Source organism: Simiduia curdlanivorans, from assembly GCF_030409605.1.
Classification (GTDB): Bacteria; Pseudomonadota; Gammaproteobacteria; order Pseudomonadales; family Cellvibrionaceae; genus Simiduia; species Simiduia curdlanivorans.
In genome coordinates, this window is sequence record NZ_JAUFQG010000004.1 from 1,258,418 (window position 1) to 1,275,690 (window position 17,273).

General features: G+C 49.5%; 12 protein-coding genes. 10 read left to right on the top strand and 2 right to left on the bottom strand.

Annotated features, from left to right (window positions below; all coding sequences use genetic code 11):
- Positions 1-73 precede the first annotated feature (73 nt).
- The 4 genes from QWY82_RS05760 to QWY82_RS05775 are packed head-to-tail and all read left to right on the top strand — an operon-like array spanning position 74 to position 2,455.
- Positions 74-523 carry an acyl-CoA thioesterase gene (locus QWY82_RS05760; protein ID WP_290260598.1) on the top strand — a complete coding sequence of 150 codons (450 nt, stop codon included), beginning with the start codon at positions 74-76 and terminating at the stop codon, positions 521-523.
- A complete protein-coding gene (gene smrA / locus QWY82_RS05765) occupies positions 516-1,115 on the top strand; it encodes a DNA endonuclease SmrA (RefSeq protein ID WP_290260599.1) in 600 nt (199 codons plus the stop codon). The genes QWY82_RS05760 and smrA overlap by 8 nt, the downstream gene beginning before the upstream one ends.
- 50 nt (positions 1,116-1,165) lie before the next feature.
- The gene (locus tag QWY82_RS05770) at positions 1,166-1,705 is read left to right on the top strand and encodes a hypothetical protein (RefSeq protein WP_290260600.1); all 540 of its coding nucleotides are present in this window, start codon (positions 1,166-1,168) and stop codon (positions 1,703-1,705) included.
- A gap of 18 nt (positions 1,706-1,723) precedes the next feature.
- On the top strand, positions 1,724-2,455 hold the full coding sequence (locus tag QWY82_RS05775) for a SapC family protein (RefSeq protein ID WP_290260601.1): 732 nt from the start codon (positions 1,724-1,726) through the stop codon (positions 2,453-2,455).
- Positions 2,456-2,623: 168 nt separating this feature from the next.
- Here QWY82_RS05775 and QWY82_RS05780 read toward each other — a convergent pair whose 3' ends face one another.
- On the bottom strand, positions 2,624-3,802 hold the full coding sequence (locus QWY82_RS05780; RefSeq protein ID WP_290260602.1) for a helix-turn-helix domain-containing protein: 1,179 nt from the start codon (positions 3,800-3,802) through the stop codon (positions 2,624-2,626).
- A gap of 437 nt (positions 3,803-4,239) precedes the next feature.
- Between QWY82_RS05780 and QWY82_RS05785 the strand changes: the two genes are divergently transcribed.
- The 5 genes from QWY82_RS05785 (at position 4,240) to QWY82_RS05805 (ending at position 14,151) form a co-directional block, all read left to right on the top strand.
- Complete coding sequence (locus QWY82_RS05785; RefSeq protein ID WP_290260603.1) at positions 4,240-6,030, top strand: cellulase family glycosylhydrolase; 1,791 nt, start codon at positions 4,240-4,242, stop codon at positions 6,028-6,030.
- A 62-nt stretch (positions 6,031-6,092) separates the two neighbouring features.
- Positions 6,093-9,173, top strand: coding sequence for a glycoside hydrolase family 9 protein (locus tag QWY82_RS05790; RefSeq protein WP_290260604.1), 3,081 nt, complete (start codon positions 6,093-6,095; stop codon positions 9,171-9,173).
- Positions 9,174-9,219: 46 nt separating this feature from the next.
- Positions 9,220-10,752, top strand: a complete 1,533-nt coding sequence (locus QWY82_RS05795) for a lytic polysaccharide monooxygenase (protein ID WP_290260605.1) — start codon at positions 9,220-9,222, stop codon at positions 10,750-10,752.
- A 213-nt stretch (positions 10,753-10,965) separates the two neighbouring features.
- Positions 10,966-12,363, top strand: a complete 1,398-nt coding sequence (locus QWY82_RS05800; protein WP_290260606.1) for a DUF4397 domain-containing protein — start codon at positions 10,966-10,968, stop codon at positions 12,361-12,363.
- Positions 12,364-12,606: 243 nt separating this feature from the next.
- Positions 12,607-14,151, top strand: coding sequence for a hypothetical protein (locus QWY82_RS05805; RefSeq protein WP_290260607.1), 1,545 nt, complete (start codon positions 12,607-12,609; stop codon positions 14,149-14,151).
- 73 nt (positions 14,152-14,224) lie between these two features.
- On the opposite strand, the gene QWY82_RS05810 is transcribed toward QWY82_RS05805, so the two are convergent.
- Positions 14,225-16,618: a zinc-dependent metalloprotease gene (locus QWY82_RS05810; protein ID WP_290260608.1), complete on the bottom strand. Its 2,394-nt coding sequence runs from the start codon at positions 16,616-16,618 to the stop codon at positions 14,225-14,227.
- Between the two features lie 157 nt (positions 16,619-16,775).
- Here QWY82_RS05810 and QWY82_RS05815 point away from each other — a divergent pair, with 157 nt between their 5' ends.
- Positions 16,776-17,168, top strand: coding sequence for a ribonucleotide reductase subunit alpha (locus QWY82_RS05815; protein ID WP_290260609.1), 393 nt, complete (start codon positions 16,776-16,778; stop codon positions 17,166-17,168).
- The last annotated feature ends 105 nt before the right edge of the window (positions 17,169-17,273 follow it).

Below are 17,273 nucleotides of genomic sequence, written 5' to 3' on the forward strand. Positions count from 1 at the left end.
CGCCCTTTTTTTGCGCGTTACTCTTCCGGCTTTCGTGTGTGCAACAGGCCAATAGACCCTGCGGAGAATTGATGTGGCAGGCGCAGGTAATTTTGATTTCCCCCATCCGTTTACCCAGCCATTGGTGGTTGAAGCCGGTCATATCGATGGCTTGAACCATGCCAATAATGCGGTTTATGTGCAGTGGTGTGAAGCCATTGCGTGGGCGCATTCGCAGGCGCTAGGCCTGTCGATTGAGGACTATCAGCGTTTAGATAGGGCGATGGCGATTCACAAGGCGGAATACGACTACTTAAAGCCGGCTTTGCTATCTGAGCAGCTGGTCTTGGCGACTTGGCTCACTGGTTCGGACGGCAAGCTCAATATGACCCGTCAATTTCAGCTGCTACGCGGCCAGGATACGCTGATGCGGGGGCAGTGGCGGCTCGTGTGTATTGAGATGAGCAGCGGCCGCGCTCGGCGCATGCCCGAAGCTTTTCTGCAGGCCTACGAGCCTGCGTTGGTGGGGGTGCCCCATGAGTGACGATAGAGTTAAGACAGAGAGTTTTCTTGGTCTTATGAGCGAGGCGATGCCCGATGTTCGGCCGATCAATATCGAGCCACGCGTCGATCTGGTGAAACCGAGGCTGCCGGAAGATACCCTAAAGGCTAAACGCGCTGAGGCGGTAAAGGCCGAGGTGGAGGAATACAACCGCCTGAGTGGTGAGTTTATCGAGCCGGTAGACCCCCACGATATACTGGCATTCAAGCGCGCCGGCATTCAGAATGGCGTATACCGAAATCTGCGCTTGGGCAAATACCCTATTGATGCCCAGCTCGACCTGCACAATCTCACCGTGGAGCAGGCGCGAGCAGCGGTATTTGGCTTTATCGAGGAGTGCTGCAGCTACGATATTCGCACGGCCTTGATTACCCACGGTAAGGGTGAGGGTAGAAAACCGCAACCGGCGCTGTTAAAGAGTTGTATTGCGCACTGGTTGCCCCAATTAATAGAAGTTCAGGCCTTTCACTCGGCCCAGAAGCAGCACGGTGGGGTGGGGGCGACCTATTTGTTAATCCGCAAGAGCGACAAACAAAAATTGGAAAATGCCGAGCAACATCACAAGCGGCGCTAACCGATCAGTTACGGAAGACTGAATAAACGAAGTAACCAGAGACAAGAATAATGACTGAAGAAGCAACTCAGCAGCCTCAGGCCGCTAGCGGCGAAAAGCCCAACATTACCCTGAATATCCCAGAAGTGGTGAATCTCGCTTGCAATGTATTGCACGGTGGCTTCATTGCTAAAGGCGATGAGCACGGCAAAAAATTATTTAAGCAATTGAAAGAGCAGGACAGCATGCCGGCGGGCACCATGACCGTGGCGGAAAAGCTGTCTATTCAATTGTCTGTGGCCTTGGATCGCAAAGAATTCCGCGGCCAATTTGGCTTCCCCGTTTTCAAGGCAACGCTGCAAGCCATGCTGCAAAATATTGGCAAGACCATCAATGCCCGCCAAGATCTCAATTTCTTGACCAGTGAAACTGGCAACATCTTGATTCATAAACCAGGTGTTATCGAAAAAGACGGTGAATTTAACGTTTTGGTCTTGGTGTTAATGCCAAAGCCCAAAAACGAAATGCAATTGTGCTTAACGTACCTAGATCCCGATCAGTACGAAACTTTGCGCAACGCCAAAGAATCCAAAGACCCTTCCTCTAAATAAAAGAAAGCGAGACATTTTGTGACTAAGCAACTTCTAATTTATGGCAATGCCACCCCCGTTTCCAGTGAGCGTCATCGCAATTGGGCAATTGATGCGACAGCTGATTTAAATTTTGCAAAAACCGTTAATTCCGTGCCGCTGACGGCCGTAGAATTTTTTAATGCTGCTGAAACTTACCCGGTTGTATTCACTAAGAATGGCGATACTGTAATTCCGTTGGCGGTAATGGGCGTGAAGCCGGAGACGAATCTATTTATCGATAAGGACGGCAAATTCACCGGGACTTACTTACCCGCCTTTTTCCGACGCTATCCTTTTGTTTTCTCAAGCAATGATGACGGCGCTAACTTTTTGCTGTGCTTAGACGAAACCTACCCTGGTTGCAACACCGAGGGTAAGGGCGAGCGTTTGTTTGACGACGAAGGAAAGCAAACAGAATATTTAGGCAAGGTTCTCGAGTTTTTGAAAGAGTACCAAATGAACTTTTCACGTACGCAAACATTTTGTGCGCGTTTGCAAGAGTGGAATTTGCTAGAGCCAATGGAGGCAAAATTCACCCCTAAAAGTGGTGGCGAAGAAATTCGCCTCGGAGGATTTTTAGCGGTAAATCGCGAAAAATTAAAGGCCTTAACGCCAGAGCAAATGGCAGAACTTGTTAAGAGCGATGGCATGGAGTTGCTGTACACGCATTTACAGTCACTGCGTAAATTCCGCGAGCTAATCGCAAAAGTAGGTGCTGAAGCTAAATAAAACTAGCAAGGCATAAAAAACCGCCAATTGGCGGTTTTTTTATGCGTGCTATGACTGCGAAAGCGTTGATTACAACCAGCTCATAGCATTCTGTGGCTTAGTTGCGATTGATTTAATTGTTCAGGCTGGGGGTTTTAGTTTAAGAGAGTGTGCCATGAAGATCGGTTCTTATGGACGCGCCTCGAAACCAGCCATTTGATGCATGCACATTGTCTTGCGGTATTGGCTGGGTGTCATGCCCTCAGTTTTTTTAAACATGCCATTAAATGTGGCCTTCGAATTAAAGCCCGCCTCGTACATGATGTCGAGCACGCTAGTGCTCTTGTGGGCGCTCTCAGATAGCAATCGTTTAGCCTCTTGTATGCGGTAGCCGTTGATAAACTCAAAGAAGCTGCAGCCGTAGTGGCCATTAATCACGCCGGATAAGGTGCGCGGCGAAACCCCGACACTGTGGGCCAGATCATCGAGTGACAGTTCTGGGTTGGTGTATATCTTATTGTTGAGCATGAGCGGTTCTAGTGTCTGAATGTGTGCAAAATTAAAACCTGATTTTGTGGTGCCTTTACTAAGCTGAAGTGGCTTTAAAAAACATTGCTGCACTGCATCGCTATGTAACTTTGAAACTAGCGATATAAAGTAGACCGCGCAGATATAATTCTGAAAAAGACCAATATACCCCACAGGTAGCGAATATTTCGTGAGTACTTGCGCGGTTAGAAAAATTGCGTTGAGCAGGCTGATGCTGGTGTATAGGCAAAGCCCATAGGCTAAAACATGTAACCATGTTAGTTGATTTGGCTTTAGATTTGATTCAGGTGTAAGCGTATATTTTTTTAATAAAGTAATTGACGCAAGCGCTAAGGCTAGACGAAATATCTCCCGCGCTGTTTGGACAAAAAATATTGTTATCGAAAGATCCATAATATCCATTGTCGACTGGATGCTTTCTTTAATGGCTAATGGAAGCGAGTGATAAGCAATGAGTTGATGTGAGGTGTTTAAAAAAAGCGGCAATAAAAGTAGATAGTCTATCGCTTTAAATTGAAAGTTTTTATCCAGTTGGCTCCTTACTAAAAAATAGGCCATAGGTGCTTGCAACCAAGCGCCGAATTCAAACAGGTAGATCAACGTTAAATGATGCTTCACCATCCAAGGGTGAAAGCCGGCGCCGAAGTTAATCAGAATATCGAGAGGAATGGCAAAGCTCGCTAGACAAAAGCCAATAATAAAAACTTTGTGTAGCTTTGAAGGCTGCGGCAGTTGAAGTAGGAGCAGCGCGAAAATTATGCACATCAACATGGTGCAAAGTAGCACGGCATCGTGCGTATTAAATAGAACTTCACTCATGAACACACCTCTAGTACCAGCTCTTATTGATGACAAAACGTAATTGTCTGTTATGGCTTTTGGATCTGGTACGTTAGATCCTATAAAGGTCATTTAGACAATAAGATAATTGTGATGGCTTTACAAGCTGTGTGTTGGCCGTGGTTCGCAGTTTTTTTAGGCGAATTCTTCATAAAAAAATAAATGCTATTCAGTTCACAAAACCGGTGGCGCGGGAAAAGCCCTGACAATAGAGGCGCCATTTCTGCCGAGCAATACTTCTGTTTTTACTGCTATTTAAACTTATTTGCGGGAAGTTGAACGTTTGAAATGACGCAATGCCGTTGCGTAGACGACAGCTTATCTACCGAGCGGTAATTTTACGCTCATCAGTCATCGAGGTTCAGACTGACAATCACGAAAACTAATAACTAGATGTACAGGTCAGGAGCAAAGTAATGAATAGAAAAATTTTAGGCCTTGCTATCTCCGCGTTGCTAGCCGCAAACGTTGAAGCGGCACAGGTTTCCATGGCAACTAGCGGCGATTGGGGCAGTGCGTTTCAAGGCGACACAAAAATCCTCAATAATGAAGCCACAGGTGTGAACGGCTGGACTATCGAGTTCGGCGCTAGCTTTCAAATAGATCAAATCTGGAACGCACGTATCATCTCGCACGTGGGTAATACGTACGTCATTGGCAATTTGGATTACAACGGCCAGATCGTTGCTGGCGAAACTGTAAATTTTGGTTTTATTGGTTCGCCGGGCAATGCAATGATGCCGGTAGACATTGTGTTTAATGGCGGTGTAACACCGACACCGACACCGACACCGACACCGACACCGACACCGACACCAACACCAACACCAACACCAACACCAACACCAACACCAACACCAACACCAACACCAACACCAACACCGACACCGACACCGACACCGACACCAACACCGACACCAACACCAACACCAACACCAACACCTACGCCGACACCACCGGGTAACGCTCTACCGGGTGATGACTGGTTGAGTGTTTCAGGTAATACCCTTGTCAATAAAGATGGCAAGGCCGTGTGGTTAACGGGCGCCAACTGGTTTGGTTATAACACCACCGAACGCACCTTTCATGGGCTTTGGAGTATCAACCTTGATGCAACGGTCAAGGCCATGGCGGATCGCGGCATTAACCTTGTGCGGGTGCCTTTTTCGACGGAAATTGTGAAGGAGTGGATGGCAGGCACCTTTAAAACAGTCAACGTTAACACCCATGCGAATCCAGAACTGGTGGGGAAAAACAGCTTAGAAATTTTTGACGCCTTCTTGGCGTCGTGTAAAAAACATGGCGTCAAAGTGTTAATGGATGCCCACTCGGCGGAGGCCGATAACTCGGGTCACGTGCAACCCTTATGGACGAAAGGTGATATTACCGAGGCTGATTTTATCAATACCTGGGTTTGGTTGGCCGAGCGCTATAAGAACGATGACACCATAATCGCGTTCGATTTAGAGAATGAACCACACGGCAAGGCCCATAGTGATTCTGTATTTGCCAAGTGGGATAACTCTACTGACGCAAATAACTGGAAACACGTTGCGGAAAAAACTTCGAAGGCTATTTTAGCGGCTAATCCCAATATGCTCATTATGGTCGAGGGTATTGAGGTTTATCCGAAAGATGGCGTGAGCTGGGGCTCGAAAGATAACAAGGCTTACCATTTTAACTGGTGGGGTGGAAATTTACGCGGCGTCGCCGATCACCCTGTGCTTGTGCCTGGTCATCAAAATAAAATCATGTACTCACCGCACGATTATGGTCCGCTGGTTTTTGCACAAGATTGGTTCTACGCGGGCTTTTCAAAAGACACGCTAATTGCCGACGTGTGGCAAGACAATTGGCTCTACATACACACCAGTGGTACGGCGCCATTGCTAATGGGTGAGTGGGGCGGCTTCCTCGACGGCGGTGACAACGAAACCTGGATGCTCGCCATTCAATCCCTGATGAATGATTACAAAATTCATCATACCTTTTGGTGCTTGAATCCAAATTCTGGCGATACCGGTGGCCTGTTAAATGGCGATTGGACCTCCTGGGATGAAGCCAAGTACGACATTCTTGAGCCAGTGCTTTGGAAGAATAATAGCGGTCAATTTATTGGCTTAGATCACGAAGTGCCGCTGGGCTCTAGTGGCATCACCGTGAAAACCCACTACCTCAACGGCGGTGCAGAGCCACTCGGCTTGTAATTAACCCTTAACCTCTACATCGCCCGCTGACGTTTCAGCGGGCTTTAAGCGAGATTCATTTCATGAAAAAGACATTTATCAAAACAGCACTCTTTAGTGCGGTAGCTTTTTGTTCGGCAAATACCCTAGCGGCGCCAAACTATGGTGAGGCGTTGCAAAAATCGATTTATTTTTACGAGGCGCAGCAAGCGGGTAAATTACCGGCTTGGAACCGTGTCGAATGGCGCGGTGATTCCGTGCTAGACGACGGTTCAGACGTTGGAAAAGATTTGTCCGGCGGCTGGTTCGATGCCGGCGACCACGTGAAGTTTGGCTTTCCCATGGCCGCCTCAGCTACCATGTTGGCGTGGGGTGTTATTGAATATCCGCAGGCCTATACCCAATCAGGTCAAATGGCTCACATCAAAAATAACTTGCGCTTTGTGGCAGATTATTTTGTTAGCGCCCATACCGCGCCGAATGAATTATACGGCCAGGTGGGTTCGGGTAGCGCAGACCACGCCTGGTGGGGTTCGCCAGAGGTTGTACATTTAACCAGCCGCGCAGCGAGTAATAGACCCGCTTTTAAAGTCGATGCTTCTTGCCCTGGTTCTGATTTAGCGGGTGAGACGGCCGCGGCACTATCCGCCATTGCGATGGTGTTTAAAACCGATGATCCAGCTTACTCTGCAAATTTAATTAACCACGCTAAGCAGCTCTATAGCTTCGCCAATACCTACAAGGGTAAATACAGCGCCTGTATTACCGACGCCTCCGGTTTCTACAATTCGTGGAGTGGTTACAACGATGAATTGGTGTGGTCGGCTATCTGGTTGCATCGCGCCACCGGCGAACAAAGCTATTTAGATGCAGCGGTTACCGCTTACGACAGTTTAAATACCGAGCAGCAATCTACAGTTAGATCTTACAAGTGGACACACGCTTGGGATGATAAAGGTTACGGTTCTTATGTATTGATGGCGCAATTAACCGGTGAGGCTAAGTACAAGGCCGATGCGGAGCGCTGGTTGGATTATTGGACCACAGGTTACCAGGGCGCCAAGGTGAAATACACGCCGGGTGGCTTGGCCCAATTAGATACTTGGGGCGCTACCCGCTACGCCTCTAACACATCCTTTATCGCGTTAATTTACTCCGACTATTTGAAGTCAGTGAACCCGAGCGATAGCCGTGTTAGCACCTATTACAACTTTGCTGTTAGCCAGTTGGAATATATTTTGGGCGATAACCCCATGGGTATTTCCTATCAAATTGGCACCTCGGCCAACGGCCCGAAGAACCCCCATCACCGCGGCGCACATGGGACTTGGGCCGATAGCTTAACGGTGCCCACCGAGAGTCGCCATCTATTGGTCGGCGCTTTGGTTGGTGGCCCAGGCACGGGTGACAGTTATGTCGATGACCGTGGCGACTATATTGCCAACGAGGTGGCAACCGATTACAACGCAGGCTTCACTGGTGCGGTCGCGCGCTTGTATATGGATTTTGGCGGCTCACCCATCGCAGAGAATCAATTCCCCGCGCCAGAAGTTCGCGATTTAGAATATTTTGTTGAAGCGAAAACCAATGCCACTGGCCCACGCCATGTGGAAATTTCAGCCAAGGTGTATAACCGCTCGGCATGGCCTGCGGCGAATACCGATAAATTAAAATTCCGTTACTTTGTCGATTTAACTGCCGAAAAAGCAAAGGGATACTCAGTGGCTGACGTGAAAGTGACGGCTGCTTACAGTCAGGCGACGAGTGTGTCTCAGCTAAAACCTTGGGGCAATGCGGCAGATGATATCTATTACACCGAGATCGACTTTACCGGTGTGGATATTTTTCCCGGCGGTCAGTCGGATCACAAGAAAGAAGTGCAATTTCGCTTGTCGCTACCCACCACGGGTGACTCGGCGGATTGGGTGAACGCTGGCGACCCGTCTTGGGACAGCTACACCAACGCGGATAAGCAGGCGCCTAAAATTGCGATGTATAACGATACAGCGCTTATTTGGGGCTCTGAGCCAACCCCACCTTGCGGCGCTGGCACCGGCATCAATTGCGCACCTAGCGCGCAAAATGTCGCAGTGACCACGCAGCAAAATACGGCGGTCCAAGTTACGCTTTCGGCTGCAGATAGTGACGGCACCATTGCATCCTACCAAGTAGCTAGCCCTGCAAACGGTAGCCTTGCGGGCACCGGCGCGGTGCGAACCTATACTCCTGCAGCAGGTTTTTTTGGCGTGGATAGCTTCACCTACACCGCCACCGATAACAGCGGCGCGGTTTCAAATGAAGCCACCGTTTCCGTTACGGTAACGGAGCCTATTGTGCCTTCGGTTGCAATATCTTCGCCCAACAATAATGCCCAAGTGTATACCGGCGCATTGGTGCCGGTGAGTTTCACGCTGGCCAATGCCGCGAGTGTAAAAGTGTTGGTCAATGGGGGCCAGGTTGCCACCGGAGTTACCGGGTCGACTGTTAGCATTACCGCGCCCACAAGTACGGGCAGCTTTTTAGTTGAGCTAATTGCGCAAGATGCGAGTGGTGCAGATTTAAGTGCCTCGGCCAGCCTCACTTTAAACGCGGTTACGCCACCGGCGAATACGCCGCCTGTGGCTTCGTTTACATCGGTAAGCAGTGGCTTAACTGTCAATGTTGATGGCTCGGCATCATCGGATGCCGACGGCGATGCGCTGACCTACAGCTGGGATTTTGCCGGCGTGAGTAAGTCGGGCAAGACCGCAAGTCACACCTTTGCGGCGGCCGGAAGCTACGCCGTTCAGCTAACCGTATCCGATGGCATCGATACTAACGTAACGAGCAAAAGCGTTTCGGTGACTGCGCCAACGCCCGGTGTTAGTTGTGATTACATCGTCGCCGATCAATGGAATACCGGCTTTGTTGCCAACATTCGGTTGACCAATACCACCAGCGCGCCGGTGTCAAACTGGTCGGTAACCTGGAGCTACCCAGCCGGTGTTGCCCGCACCAATGGTTGGAATGCAACAGTCGTGGGTAATAACCCCTACACCGCCACATCTGCCGGTTGGAACAACACCATTCAACCTGGCCAGTATGTTGAATTCGGCATTCAAGGCACAAAGCCTAACGGCCAAGCCGCGCCGGTACCCACTGTCACTGGTGCTGTTTGCCAGTAAATGAATGGCCCAGCTTTTCGCTGGGCCTTTTTAATGGAGAAAAAATATGTACAGTCAAATGAAAAAAGGCTTGCTGTCATCGGCCGTGCTATTAACGTCGCTAGGTGTTTCTTCCATTGCCCTTGGTCATGGTTTGATGGTTGACCCGCCGGCGCGCAACGCCAAATGTGGTTTACAAGAAAAGCCTGACCAGGCCACCACACAAGCTTGTGTGGATGCCTTTGCCAATGATTCCAACGGCGGCTATCAATTTATGAGCGTGTTAAGCCACGACGTGGGTCGCAAAGGTGTGACGCCCTTGCCTAGCAACGTTTGTGGTTTCGATAGCGAAGTGTGGAATGGCGGAGCTACGCCCTGGGACACGGCGACCAACTGGCCCACCACGCCGGTGGTTGCCGGTGAAAAAGTGTTTACTTGGAATATTTCCTGGGGCCCGCACTTTGATGACACCGAGGAGTTTCGCTACTGGATTACTAAGCCAGGGTTTGTTTTTGACTCGAATAAAAAATTAACCTGGGATGATTTTGAGACGGAAGCCTTTTGTGTTCTGAATTATGACGACAAAAACCCTACTGCCAACCCCTTGGTGGTAGCCGATAAAGCTAACACGCTTTTTCATACCAGCTGTCAGCTACCAGAGCGATCTGGGCATCATGTGGTGTACGGCGAGTGGGGTAGAAACTACTTTACCTATGAGCGCTTCCACGGCTGTATGGATCTGGCTTACTCGACCGGACCAACGCCACCTAGCGCGCAAAATCAAACGGTGACATTGGAGAAAAATGGCAGTGCGGCCATTACCTTAGTGGCCACCGATGCCGACGGGCAAGTTATCGATTACAGCGTGACGTCACAGCCCGAGCACGGCGTCGTTACTGGCACGGGTGCTAGCCGCGTTTATACGCCAAATGTTAACTACAGCGGTGCCGATGCCTTTGCCTTTGTGGCTATCGATAACGACAACCTAAGTTCGGCACCCGCTACGGTTTCTATCACCGTAAAGGCGGAAAACTCGGCACCGGTGGCAAGCTTTATGGCGTCGACTAATGGCTTGGAAGCGACGCTACATGCGCATGATTCTTCTGATCCGGATGGGGATACACTGAGCTACGCGTGGGATTTTGGCGATGGCAATGTTGGCCAAGGTGTTCATGTTGTACATGCTTATGCAGTCGCCGGAACCTATGACGTTAGCCTGACGGTTTCTGATGGCAACTTAACTGATAGCGTCCAACAAGCTGTCAGTGTGAGTGCTTTGCCAAGCAGCGATATCAGCTGTGAGTACGTCGTGGAGAATGAATGGAACACGGGTGCGGTGGCCACCATTCGGATTAATAACCGAGGTGCGAGCGCAGTTAACGACTGGACCCTGGGCTGGCAATATGCCAACGGTAACCGTGTCGCGAGTTCGTGGAATGCGACCTTAACTGGCGCCAATCCCTACCAGGCGACGGCCTTGAGTTGGAATAAGTATATTCCTGCTGGGCAAACGGCTAGCTTTGGGGTGCAAATCACAAAAGCCGCCGGTGAAAGCGCCGTACAGCCGACGTTTGTTAGCGGAGTTTGTGCGCCAAATTAAAATGAATTAAGGTAATTTTGCTCTATTTGGCGAGCCTTGTGCTCGCCATTTTTTTATCTAGAGCAGATAGGGCGCTTGTAAGGCAATCGGCGCACCGACGAGACTTTACAATTGTTTACATTACTAGACAAAAGCTAATCCATGTTGACTGATTGAATCACAATCTCTTGATAGATTGCCGCTTCTGAAATTTTTCCTGAGGTGGTAGTGACGATGTTAGACATAATTCATACGCGTAAGTGGTTGGCGCGAATCTCCCTACTTGCCCTAATGCCGTTGATGTTGGTGGCCTGTGACGACGATGACGATAGCACCAGCGTCGACGACCGCGGCTATTTACAGTTTTATAATGCATCGTCTAACTCTTCCACCACCCAATTTCGCTTAGACGATGAATTAGTTGGCTCGGCGCCCTACGGTGATGTGACGGCATTAGCTGCAATAGAGTTAGATGATTACACCCTCACCCTCGAGCGCGCTGATACCAGTGATGCGAGCAATAATGTGGTTGTGGTGGAGCAAGACCTAACCATTAGTAAAGATGACTATACCCTTTGGGCGATGTTTGGCGATTTCACCGCACCTGAGTTAGTTGCTTACGACTATGAACCCTCAGACGATTTCGAAGACGATCAGTTTGAGCTGATGGCTTACAATTTCACCTCGAGTTCGAGTCAGCTTGAGATCTACTATGCGCCCGAGGATGGCAGCTTTGATGAGGCTAGCTACTTAACCACGTTAGGAGCGAGAGAGCAGTCCGCAACCTTTGATCTTGAAGAGGGTGACTATACCTTTCATGTGATTGAGGTAGACAGCGGCGAGCTTATTTTGTCTACGGCCGAGGTGCCTTTTGTTGAAGCTAAAACTTATTTTGTCGTGCTGCGCGATGATGATGAGAGCACCGACGGAACCATTTCCTTAGATCAAGTTACCACTTCTACCTTTGTGTATAACTATACGAATGAAAATAATGCGGCGCAGTTGCGCGTGTATAACAGCATTGATGAGCTGGGCTCGGTGGATATACTGCTTACCGGTCGCGCTGAGAATCCGAGTTTTTCAGCCATTGATTTTGACAGTGCGTCTGAATTTCAAACCATGCCCTTCGGTGATTACACCTTAGCTATGACCGAAGTGGGCAATCCAACCAACAAGTACATAGAAAACAAGCTGGTATCACTCGCCTCTGGTGCTTCCAAAAATGTGGTGTTTTACAAGAGTACCAGCAATGTCGTTAGCGCCTTGGTCTTTAGCCAAGATGTTCGAGAGCGTGTATATGAACACGATATTAACTTGTTGAGCTTCGCTAATAAGTTGGACTCAGATGGCGATCGCTACTTGCTAAAAGCATATTTCGTGAACGAGGCCGAGGGAGAAACCCTGGAGTCTGCAGCGCAAGTCTTAACCGGTGTGGATTTTGCGAAAGTACGCAATTTTACCTTGGTATCTGGTGACTATGCGGTCTACATTACCTACACCGACGACGATGGGGTAGAGCAGGCGTTAGTTGATGATATCTATCTGGAGTTAGAGGCCAACACCAATTACATGTTGATATTAGAACCGGACAGTTCGGCATACGGTGGTTATCGTATTAGTGTGGTCCAGTAGTTCTAAACCTGCACGAGGGTCGCTGGGCGGTGGCCTTCGTGTGTCGATAGCTTGTATTTGGGGGCAGACAAGGCGCTGGTCAAAAAACAACCTAAAACAACCTGCGAAGTCTTTATCTCCCAGTTTTCCCAGGGGTGCCAAGCAAAACCAAGAAAACTTGCTGTTTCTGAACTAAAAGGGTGTTCAGCAGTCCCAAGAGTTGAAATAATCCCCCGTTATTTAATTCTGGGTCGAAATCAGCATATGGAAACTCTTCACTCTCGTGGCCGTGGGCGTCAATTTGGTGCCGTGTTGTTAGCCTGTTTGGCTGCTTTAGTTGCAGCTTGCTCGGATAGCAATAGTAATAGTCAAAGGGCGGCCGATGCTGGTTATCTACAGTTTTACAATGCCTCGCCCAACTCTTCGGTGACGGATTTTGTCATCACCACTACCACGTCTGAGACGAATACGAGCCTTGTATCAAAGGCTGAATACGGCGATGCGTCGGCTATAACGGCGGTGACTCCGGCTGATTACGCCTTGTCGATTGAGCGCGCTGATCCTGCCAACCCAGGCGAGAAAATTGCGTTGTTCGAGCGCGATGTCACTGTTATTAAAGATGAACACAGTTTTTGGCTCATGACAGGTGATTATTCTGCACCCGAGCTGACGGAGTATCGCTACGTTCCACCTACGCCCTATAACAGTGGCGAATTCGGCATTACGGTATTCAACGTCACGGAGGCGCGCGGACAAATTGAACTGTATTACGTCGCCGAAGGCGGCACTTTTGACGAGGCGCAATTTTTAGTCACCCTCGGCGATGGCGGCCGCTCTGAGCCAAGCACGCTTAGCGAAGGCAATTATATATTTTTCGCGGTGGACGTGGACTCGGGCAATCGGATTTTAACTACCGATGTCGTGCCCTTCGTTAAAGCAAATACCTATTTTCTTATGTTGCGCGAACTGGGTTATGGTGATGCCAGCACCGTGGTATTAGATCAAGTCTCGGGCTCGAGTTTTGTGTACAGCTATCAGGATCAATTGAACCCAGCGCCTACCAAGATTCGCGCTTATAACAGTATTACAGACTTAAATAATGTCGACGTGATCCTCACGGGGGCATCAGAAACCCATACGATTTCAGGCTTGGCGGCCAGTACCTTGAGCGATGTCCAAAGCCTCGCGGGTGGCGAGTATGATGTGGAACTAACGGCCGCAGCTAACCCGGATGTTGTCCATTACCAACGGGAGGAGGGTAGAAAGCTTGCTTCTGGCTCGAATTCGATACTGTTCTTTCTGGAGAACGTGTTGGCAACTGGTAACGATGTAGTTTTGCTCGATTTTCTCCTGTCCCAACCTCTGAGGCCGCGTTTATACGAATCACATGTTAACTATGTTCATCTAGGGGTTAAACAAGTTGAGGTGGAAACATCTTCTGGTGAGACGGTGTTAGTGGCGGACCCATTGATATTGCACTTTGTTAATGAAGATGCAGGTGAGGTGTTTGAAGCGGTTGATGGCGAAGGCAATTTAGTTGTAGCGCCGACATCAAAATATAATTTGACCAATCTGGAGTTTGGTAGTCAGCGAAACTTCAGTATGCCGGTCGCAAACTATGTGCTTTATTTAACCTACTCAACGACTGCGTCAGTTACGAATGAGGACGGGACAGTCACTGTTGTCAGTACCCGCCATCAATTTGGTGATTCGTTGGACTTTGAAGTGCTAGCCGGTGAAAACTATTTGTTGACCTTTGAAGCGGATGCTTCTGCAACAGATGGCTATCGTTTAAAAATTAGCCAGTAGCCGCCTGACAAGTGATAATAATGGCCGCATGTAGCGGCCATTATTTATGGTGCGGCTGGTATACCTGTGGAATTTAAATAGGTGAGCCCGGCGGCATTTTTCCGGCATCATCGCCATCAGTGGTTAATTTACCTATTTTCTGACGCGCCAGCGCGCTTAACCATTGCCCTTGGGTAGTCTCGTTTGCACCTTTTAGGTCTGAATCTTTGACAATCTTGTTCAAGGTTTTGAGTGCTGCTGCTTTCACTTCCGGGGCTGCTTTGGCTACCAATAAAGCACCAATTTTATTGACATAAGCGGTCTGAGCTCGCTCTTGTATGATTGGCGCAGAGTTAGATTTTTCGCTTAGACGTTGCCAAACTTGCGCCATTAATTTTTCTGCATTGGGTAGAGTTTGCATATCGATGTGTTGCCAGTTGAGGCGCGCGAGGCGCTCGGGCGCGATGAGAATATCGAGGCTGTGGTTGACGCTTGCCTCAGCCATCGACACTGGATCGAGAACCGTACCGGTATAGCCTTGAGTGCTTTCGCGGGTTTTACTGTAGCCGTAAGCTTTGGGCGGAATCAGTGCCTCAATGGTTTTTGGTAGCTGCAAAAACGCCGGCTCCAAGGTGCCCAACAGCGCGTCTATGGCCTTTAATTGGCGCGCAGCGGCAATGGGCTCGTGTACTAAATTCGCCGCATCGCCTTTCACGCCATAATTGTACTCGAGCCCGCCTATCCATTTGCCAGCTGCTTCAGCTTGATAGCGATGAAAAAAATAAATCGGTACTAGGATTTCTTCGAGGTCTGAAAAGGGTCGGTTAGGGGCTAAGGCATTTTGATTAAAATTTTCCAGCGCGACTTTGCGTAACGCGATTACTTTGCTTAGCTCTGCAACCGCGTCTGCGCCATTATCCCAAAGGCTTGAGCTGGCGTGGGTATCGCTGGCGCTGCGGCTGTCTGGGTCTGATATAAAGGTAAAGCCTTGCGCGCGCGATTGATCAATAAAATCCAGTCGCGCCTGTTGGTCGGCAAAATCGCCGTAGCCGTATTGAATAACGCGCTTGTCCCAAGCGCCAATATTCTCGGCATAGGCGTTACTTAAGGTTATTTTATTTTCACCGGTGAGCTCGAATAGGGGATGCGGGTAATCCATCACCGAGGCGCGATCTTTATTACTGGCGGCAAAGTTGTGGGCTATGCCTAGGGTGTGGCCAATTTCATGGGCCGACAACTGCCGAATTCGCGCCAAGGCCATGGCCGATTGTGCTTGTGTGTCTGCGTTGTCGGTGGTGAAGGGCGCTGTCATCCCTTGGGCAATTAAATAATCTTGGCGCACCCGCAGCGAGCCTAAGGTTACGTGGCCTTTGATAATTTCGCCGGTGCGCGGGTCGGTTAAGCCGTAACCGTAGGACCAACCACGAGTGGCTCTGTGCACCCATTGAATGACGTTGTAGCGCGCATCTAAGGGATCGGCATCTTCGGGTAATATTTTTATTTGGAAGGCGTCTTTGTAGCCAGCTGCTTCAAAGGCTTGGTTCCACCAGCGGCCGCCGTCTAGCAAGGCGGTGCGCACCGGTTCAGGTGTGCCTGGGTCTAAATAGTAAATAATGGGTTTTACGGCTTCGCTGAGCTCGGCTGAAGGGTCTTTCTTAGTTAACCGATGGCGAGGAATAAAGCGTTTGGTCATATCCTCTTCAATGGCGGCGGCATAGTCTTTGTATTCGAAAGACCAGAAACCACTTTGGGGGTGAAAGGGTCGGGGTGTGTAACCGGCGTCTGGCAAGGCGACAAAGCTATGGTGCATGCGCAGGCTAATGGCATAGGCATCTGGGCTAACGTCTTGAACGAATTGCCCCGGCTCTTCGCCGGTGAAGCTGACCGTCGCTTCAATTTCGGTATTGGTTGGGAAGGCCTTGGTGCGCGGCAGATAGATGGCAGAGCGCGAGCTATCCAAACGGAAATCACCTTGTTTGGTCTGTTTTAATCGGCGTGCAACACCATGGCTGTCGCGCAGGGCGAACTCCGTGGCGTCCACCAATACATGGGAGTCGTTGCGAGCCACCACCGGAAAGCCCCAGAGTACCGAGCTGGCGAAAGCTTCTTGTACCGATTGTTGCTCCAAGGCATTACTGGAATCGGCTCGATAATAGGTGTTTAACTGCCGCAATAACACCTTGTCGCCCACTGTTTCGAATCTAACCAACTTGGTGTTGAGATCCATCAATTGGCCGCGGTCTAGGCCGATATCGTTGGAGCCTAAACCCTGCGGTAAGCTGAAGTAATAGATATATTCGGGCGAGGTTTTCGCCACTTCCAAATACACTTTGCCAGTGTCGGGGGCGTAGTAGATGGGAATCAGGCCTGCTTGTGCCTGCATATTTTGGGTGAAACTGGCTATCTCATGGCTGGGTGCTGGGGCTTGGTTACAGCCAAGCAGTAGGCCACAAAAGCTGAGTGCGAGTGCGATCAATCGTGTTTTCATCGAATCCTCCGTTTAGATAAAGACCCTTGGGCGAGGCTTTCCCTCAATAGTCTGCGCCAATGGCGTTTGCCGATCAGTTGATGCAGGTCAAGGCAGCCCCCAAAGGCACTCTGCAAAATAGGCGCTCAATCTTGTTAGCGTTTGGGCATTGGGTATTATGATTAACAACTTTTCCGATTTAATCCGGATGGCGTCAGAGCAAAAAGATGCCCAGCGTATGTTGCTGCTTTTTGCCTCGGCGGAATCCGAAGGTAAAAGCCCTGATCAGCAGTCGGAGCGCGGTACACTGTCACCGGTCATGTGCGTGGACAAATTGCCGGCTGACATAAAAAGTTTCAAAGCTTTAGTGGCCGAAGCGGACTCGATTAGCCCTGAATGGGACATGATGTTTGTTGCCGGTCTCAGTGGTAAGGGCCCGATTGCCCCGTCGGAAAAAGATGCAGAGCCCTATTTAAACAAAATGACTAGCGATATCAAAACCGGGCAAGATCTATCCCAGTATTTAGTCTTCGATCGCACGGAGAATTTATTAATGTTTGACCGCCAGTAGGTTGCAACTCAGTCTAAGTAAAAAGCCCTGCAATTGCGGGGCTTTTTACGTTTTAAACATCTTAAGTTAAAATAGCTTGAACCAAGTGGCTATTGATTAAAATGC

Bases quoted from the DNA above. Each gene is read 5' to 3' on its own strand.
- QWY82_RS05805 (WP_290260607.1), top strand. From the start codon at position 12,607: ATGGAAACTCTTCACTCTCGTGGCCGTGGGCGTCAATTTGGTGCCGTG.
- QWY82_RS05810 (WP_290260608.1), bottom strand. From the start codon at position 16,618: ATGAAAACACGATTGATCGCACTCGCACTCAGCTTTTGTGGCCTACTG.
- QWY82_RS05815 (WP_290260609.1), top strand. From the start codon at position 16,776: ATGATTAACAACTTTTCCGATTTAATCCGGATGGCGTCAGAGCAAAAA.
- QWY82_RS05790 (WP_290260604.1), top strand. From the start codon at position 6,093: ATGAAAAAGACATTTATCAAAACAGCACTCTTTAGTGCGGTAGCTTTT.
- QWY82_RS05800 (WP_290260606.1), top strand. From the start codon at position 10,966: ATGTTAGACATAATTCATACGCGTAAGTGGTTGGCGCGAATCTCCCTA.
- QWY82_RS05785 (WP_290260603.1), top strand. From the start codon at position 4,240: ATGAATAGAAAAATTTTAGGCCTTGCTATCTCCGCGTTGCTAGCCGCA.
- QWY82_RS05795 (WP_290260605.1), top strand. From the start codon at position 9,220: ATGTACAGTCAAATGAAAAAAGGCTTGCTGTCATCGGCCGTGCTATTA.
- QWY82_RS05770 (WP_290260600.1), top strand. From the start codon at position 1,166: ATGACTGAAGAAGCAACTCAGCAGCCTCAGGCCGCTAGCGGCGAAAAG.
- smrA (WP_290260599.1), top strand. From the start codon at position 516: ATGAGTGACGATAGAGTTAAGACAGAGAGTTTTCTTGGTCTTATGAGC.
- QWY82_RS05780 (WP_290260602.1), bottom strand. From the start codon at position 3,802: ATGAGTGAAGTTCTATTTAATACGCACGATGCCGTGCTACTTTGCACC.